Annotated in this window: 2 protein-coding genes and 1 pseudogene; all 3 read right to left on the bottom strand. The window is 65.9% G+C overall.

The window, feature by feature from the left end:
• Positions 1-551 (bottom strand): annotated as a pseudogene (gene smeD, locus D7Y61_RS22360) (multidrug efflux RND transporter periplasmic adaptor subunit SmeD); the annotation flags it as partial.
• A gap of 317 nt (positions 552-868) precedes the next feature.
• On the bottom strand, positions 869-2,269 hold the full coding sequence (gene smeF / locus D7Y61_RS22355; protein ID WP_125893439.1) for a multidrug efflux RND transporter outer membrane subunit SmeF: 1,401 nt from the start codon (positions 2,267-2,269) through the stop codon (positions 869-871).
• 110 nt (positions 2,270-2,379) lie between these two features.
• On the bottom strand, positions 2,380-5,484 hold a 3,105-nt coding region (gene smeE, locus D7Y61_RS22350), incomplete at its 5' end, for a multidrug efflux RND transporter permease subunit SmeE (RefSeq protein WP_180869388.1).

The raw sequence follows: 5,484 nt of genomic DNA, 5'->3' as shown, positions 1-5,484 counted from the left end.
TGGCCGGCGCTGACCAGCGCACCCTGGGTGACGCTGGACTTGCCGATGCGGCCGCTGATCGGCGCGGTGATGCGGGCATAGCCCAAGGTGACGTTGGCCGCATCCAGTGAAGCCTTGGCGGCACCGACATCAGCCTCGGCCTGCTTCTGCGCGGCCACGGCGTTTTCCAGATCCTGCTGGCTGACCGCATCAACCTTGGCCAGCTCGGTGATGCGCTTGGCACTCAGGCGTGCAGCATTGGCCGTGGCTTCGGCACGGGCCAGCTGGGCACGGGCGCTGTTGGCCTGGGCGCGGTAGCTGGCGTCCTCGATCTGGTACAGCGGCTCGCCGACCTTGACCATGCCACCTTCGGTGAACAGGCGCTTGGCGACGATGCCGTTGACCTGCGGGCGCACTTCGGCAACCAGGAAGGCATTGGTACGGCCCGGCAGTTCGCGGGTCAGGCCCACGGTCTCGGACTTCAGCGTGACCATCTGCACGGCCATCGGTCCGGGATCGTGGCCCATCGCGGAAGGCTGGCAGGCAACCAGCAGGAGGCTGCTGATGAAAATCAGCCAGCGGCGGGAACTACACAACAGGGAATGGGACAAGCACATCGCTCCACGCGTCAGGTGCGGGGCCCCCGTCGCCTCCCGTGGCGATCGATGCAGCATTCCGCCACGCGATGAGACGGCGAGACAGCTGCAATAGGTATGAGGAAAGTTGTATCCAGCCCTGAAAGCAAGCCAGGCCTTCAGCCGCAGGAAAGCTTTCCTGCTGGAACGTGATCGACAGGGGATGAGATCCCCCCGGAAACGGACAATGCCGGCCAGCGGCCGGCATTGCCCTCGATCACCCAGGTAGAGCCGGCCGTTGGCCGGCTCCCCCCTCAGCCGCGCTCGTGCCAGCCGCCGCCCAGCACCTTGTACAGGGTGATGCGGTTGGCCTGCTGCGCCAGCTGCGCCTGCAGCTGGGTCTGCTGCGCGTTGTAGGCGGTACGGCGCGCATCAAGCAGGGTCACGAAGCTGTCCAGGCCAGCGTCGTAGCGTGCCTGCGACAGGCGGTTGGCCTGTTCGGCCGCTTCCACCAGGCGCTGCTGTGAACTCACCTGCTCATCCAGGCTGACGTTCAACGCCAGCGCATCGGCGGTTTCGCGGAAGCCCACCTGGATCGACTTCTCGTACTGCGCCAGCGCGATGTCACGGTCCGCATTGGCGATGGCCAGATTGGCGCGCAGCTTGCCGCCCTGGAAGATCGGCAGCGTGATCTTCGGCAGGAAGCTCCACACGCGGGTGCCACTGTCGAACAGGTTGGACAATTCGCTCGAACCACTACCGATGCTGCCGGTCAGCGAGATGCTCGGGAAGAACGCCGCGCGTGCCGCACCGATGTTGGCGTTGGCCGCCAGCAGCTGGTGTTCGGCGGCCATGATGTCCGGGCGCTGCAGCAACACGTCGCTGGGCAGGCCGGCCGGCGGCGGTGCCAGTGCCAGCAGCTGCGGTTCGATGCTGTCCGGCAGCAGTGCCGGATCCAACTGGCCGCCGGCCAGCAGGGCCAGAGCGTTGCGGTCCTGGGCAAGCTGGCCACGCAGGCGTGCAGCATCCGTACGTGCGGTCTCGACCAGGGTACGGGTCTGGGTCAGCTCCAGCGCCGAACTGCCACCACGCTCGTGGCGGGCCTCGGCCAGGCGCAGCGAATCCTCGTAGGTCTTCAGCGTGGCATCGGCGATCTTCAGCCGCTGCGCATCAGCCCCGTAGGTCAGCCACGCCGTGGCGGTCTCGGCCACCAGGCTCAGCTGCGCGTTGCGGCGGTTGGCGGCCACGGCGAAGTACTGCTGCAGCGCCGCTTCACTGAGATTGCGCACGCGGCCGAACAGATCCAGTTCGAACTCGGCTACGCCGACACCCGCGGTGAACTGCTCGGTGACACCGGCGTCGGTACCACGGCGGTCCATCTGGCCGGTGACGGCCACGCCGGGCACACGGTCGGCGCGCTGTACGCGGTACTGGCCGCGCGCGCGTTCAACGTTGAGTACGGCCACGCGCAGGTCGCGGTTGTTCTGCAGCGACTGGTCGATCACCTGCTGCAGGCGCGCATCGGTGAAGAAGTCGCGCCAGCCGACGGCGGCGACATCGGCCACCTCGCCCTGCGCGGCCTCGGCCGGCCACTGCGCCGGAATGGCCGGAGCAACGGCGGTGTTCTTCGGCACCAGGGTGGAGCAGCCGGCGAGCGCGAGCGCGGCGGCAATGGAAAGAAACAGGGATGCACTTTTCATGGGAATGACTTCCATCGGTACTGCCGGATGGCAGGAGGTAGTGCCGGCCGCTGGCCGGCAACCTCGTTGGATTCACATCACGCGGGCAGTAGGTGCCGGCCAGCGGCCGGCACTACCGTTTCAGGTCACGTCGTGGACTTGCGCTTGAACACGCGCTGCACCACCACGAAGAACAGCGGCACGAAGAACACGCCGAGCACGGTGCCGACGATCATGCCGCCGAGCACACCGGTGCCGATCGCCTGCTTGGCACCGGAGCCGGCACCGGTGGAGATTGCCAGCGGCACCACGCCCATGCCGAAGGCCAGCGAGGTCATCACGATCGGGCGCAAGCGGTCGCGCACGGCGTGCATGATCGACTCGATCAGGCTGGCCCCCTTCTCCAGGTTTTCCTTGGCGAACTCGACGATCAGGATCGCGTTCTTGCTGGTCAGGCCCACCGTGGTCAGCATCGCCACCTGGAAGTAGATGTCGCGCTCCAGGCCCTTGAAGGTGTTGGCCAGCACCGCGCCGAGGATACCCAGCGGGGCCGCCAGCAGCACCGCGGTCGGCACGCTCCAGCTTTCATACATCGCGGCCAGACACAGGAACACGATCATCAGCGACAGCGTGTACAGCAGCGGCGTCTGCGAGCCGGCCTGGCGTTCCTGGTAGGACATCGCCGTCCACTCGATGCCGAAGCCCGCCGGCAGCTGCTTGGCCAGCTGTTCGATCTCGGCCATGGCATCACCGGACGCGACACCCGGGGCCGGTTCGCCCTGGATTTCCATCGCCGACACACCGTTGTAGCGCTCAAGACGCGGCGAACCGTAGTCCCAGTGCTTGGTGGCGAACGCGCTGAACGGCACCATCTCGCCCTTGTCGTTCTTCACGGACCAGAGATCGAAGTCCTCCGGCACCATGCGGAACGGCTGGTCGGCCTGCACGAACACACGCTTGACGCGGCCACGATCGACGAAGTCGTCGATGTACGAGCTGCCCCATGCGGCGGCCAAGGTGCCGTTGATCTGGTCGATCGACAGCCCCAGCGAGGTCGCCTTGGCTGCATCGATGTCGATGCGGAACTGCGGCGTGTCTTCCTGGCCGTTCGGGCGCACGTTGGCCAGCTTCTTGCTGCCGGCGGCGAGGCCCAGCAGCTGGTTGCGCGCGGCCACCAGTGCCTCGTGGCCCTGGCCGCTGTTGTCCTTCAGGAAGAAGGTGTAGCCCGACGCGGTGCCCAGTTCCGGAATGGCCGGCGGCGGGAAGGCGAAGATGAAGGCATCCTTGATCTGGCCCAGTGCCGCCATGGCGCGACCGGTGATCGGCATCACGCCATTGTCGGCGTCACGCTCACTCCAGTCCTTCAGCTTGACGAATGCCATGCCCGCGTTCTGGCCCATACCGGCGAAGCTGAAGCCCTGCACCGAGAACACCGAGTCCACCGCATCCTTCTCGTTCTGCAGGAAGTGGTTTTCCAGTGCCGCGATCGATTCCAGCGTACGTTCCTGGGTGGCACCGACCGGCGCCTGCACCAGCGCCATCAGCACGCCCTGGTCTTCGTTGGGCAGGAACGAGCTGGGCAGGCGCACGAACAGCACGCCCATCAGCACGAACAGTGCCGCCACGATGCCCATGAAGCGCCACGGACGGTGGATGATGCCGCGCACACCGCGCTGGTAGCTTTCGCTGGTACGGTCGAAGCCGCGGTTGAAACCATTGAAGAAACGACCGGACCAGCCCTTGTGTGCGACGTGGTGCTCACCCTTCTTCAGCGGCTTGAGCATGGTCGCGCACAGCGCCGGGGTCAGCACGATCGCGACCAGCACCGACAGCGCCATTGCCGAAACGATCGTGGCCGAGAACTGGCGGTAGATCACGCCAGTTGAGCCGCTCATGAACGCCATCGGCACGAACACCGCCGACAGCACCAGGCCGATACCCACCAGCGCACCGGTGATCTGGCCCATCGACTTGCGGGTGGCTTCCAGCGGCGACAGCCCCTCTTCGGACATGATGCGTTCGACGTTCTCCACCACCACGATGGCATCGTCCACCAGCAGGCCGATCGCCAGCACCATCGCGAACATGGTCAGCATGTTCACCGAGAAGCCCAGCATCGCCAGCACGCCGAAGGTACCCAGCAGCACCACCGGCACGGCGATGGTCGGGATCAGGGTGGCGCGGAAGTTCTGCAGGAACAGGTACATCACCACGAACACCAGCACGATCGCTTCGATCAGGGTCTGCACCACGCCCTTGATCGACACGCGCACGAACGGGGTGGTGTCGTACGGGATCTCGGCCTTCAGGCCGGCCGGGAAGAAGCTCTTCATGTCCTGCAGCGCGGCATCCACGCCGGCCGCGGTATCCAGCGCGTTGGCGCCGGTGGCCAGGGTAACCGCCAGGCCGCTGGCCGGCTGGCCGTTGTAGCGGGTGACGAAGTCGTAGGACTCTGCACCCAGTTCGACGCGGGCGACATCGCCCAGGCGCAGTTCGGCACCGTCCTGCGCACCGCGCACGATGATGTTGCGGAACTGTTCCGGGGTCTGCAGGCGCGACTGTGCATTGATGGTGGCGTTGAGCTGCTGGCCCTTGATCGACGGCGCGCCGCCGAGCTGGCCGATGGCCACCTGGGCGTTCTGTGCCTTGACTGCTGCGGTCACTTCCGCAACCGACAGGCCGTAGGTGTGCAGCTTGTTCGGGTCCAGCCAGATACGCATGGCGTACTTGCCACCGAACACCTGGATGTTGCCCACGCCCGGCACGCGGCTCAGACGGTCGACGACATTGGAACCAACGTAGTCGGCGATGTCGTTGGCGTCCATGCTGCCGTTCTCGGACACGAACGCGATGACGTTCAGGAAGCCCGAGCTGGACTTGGCCACGTTGATGCCCTGCCGCTGCACTTCCTGCGGCAGCAGCGGCATGGCCAGCTGCAGCTTGTTCTGCACCTGCACCTGGGCGATGTCCGGGTTGGTGCCGCTCTCGAAGGTCAGGGTGATGGTGGCCTGGCCGTTGGACGAGCTGTTGGAGGAGAAATAGATCAGGCCATCAAGGCCCTTCATGTTCTGCTCGATGATCTGCGTCACCGAGTCCTCGACCACCTTGGCCGATGCACCCGGGTAGGTGGCGCTGATTTCCACCGCCGGCGGTGCGACGTTGGGGTACATCGAGACCGGCAGCTTGAACAGGGCCAGGCCGCCGGCGAGCATGATGATGATGGCGATCACCCATGCAAAGATGGGTCGATC

The sequence above is a fragment of the Stenotrophomonas maltophilia genome (genome assembly GCF_013464485.1).
GTDB classification, from domain to species: Bacteria; Pseudomonadota; Gammaproteobacteria; order Xanthomonadales; family Xanthomonadaceae; genus Stenotrophomonas; species Stenotrophomonas maltophilia_AW.
This window is presented reverse-complemented; position numbering and strand designations above follow the sequence as displayed.

Excerpts from the sequence above, each read along its gene's own strand:
- smeF (WP_125893439.1), bottom strand. The coding sequence starts at position 2,269 with ATGGAAGTCATTCCCATGAAAAGTGCATCCCTGTTTCTTTCCATTGCC.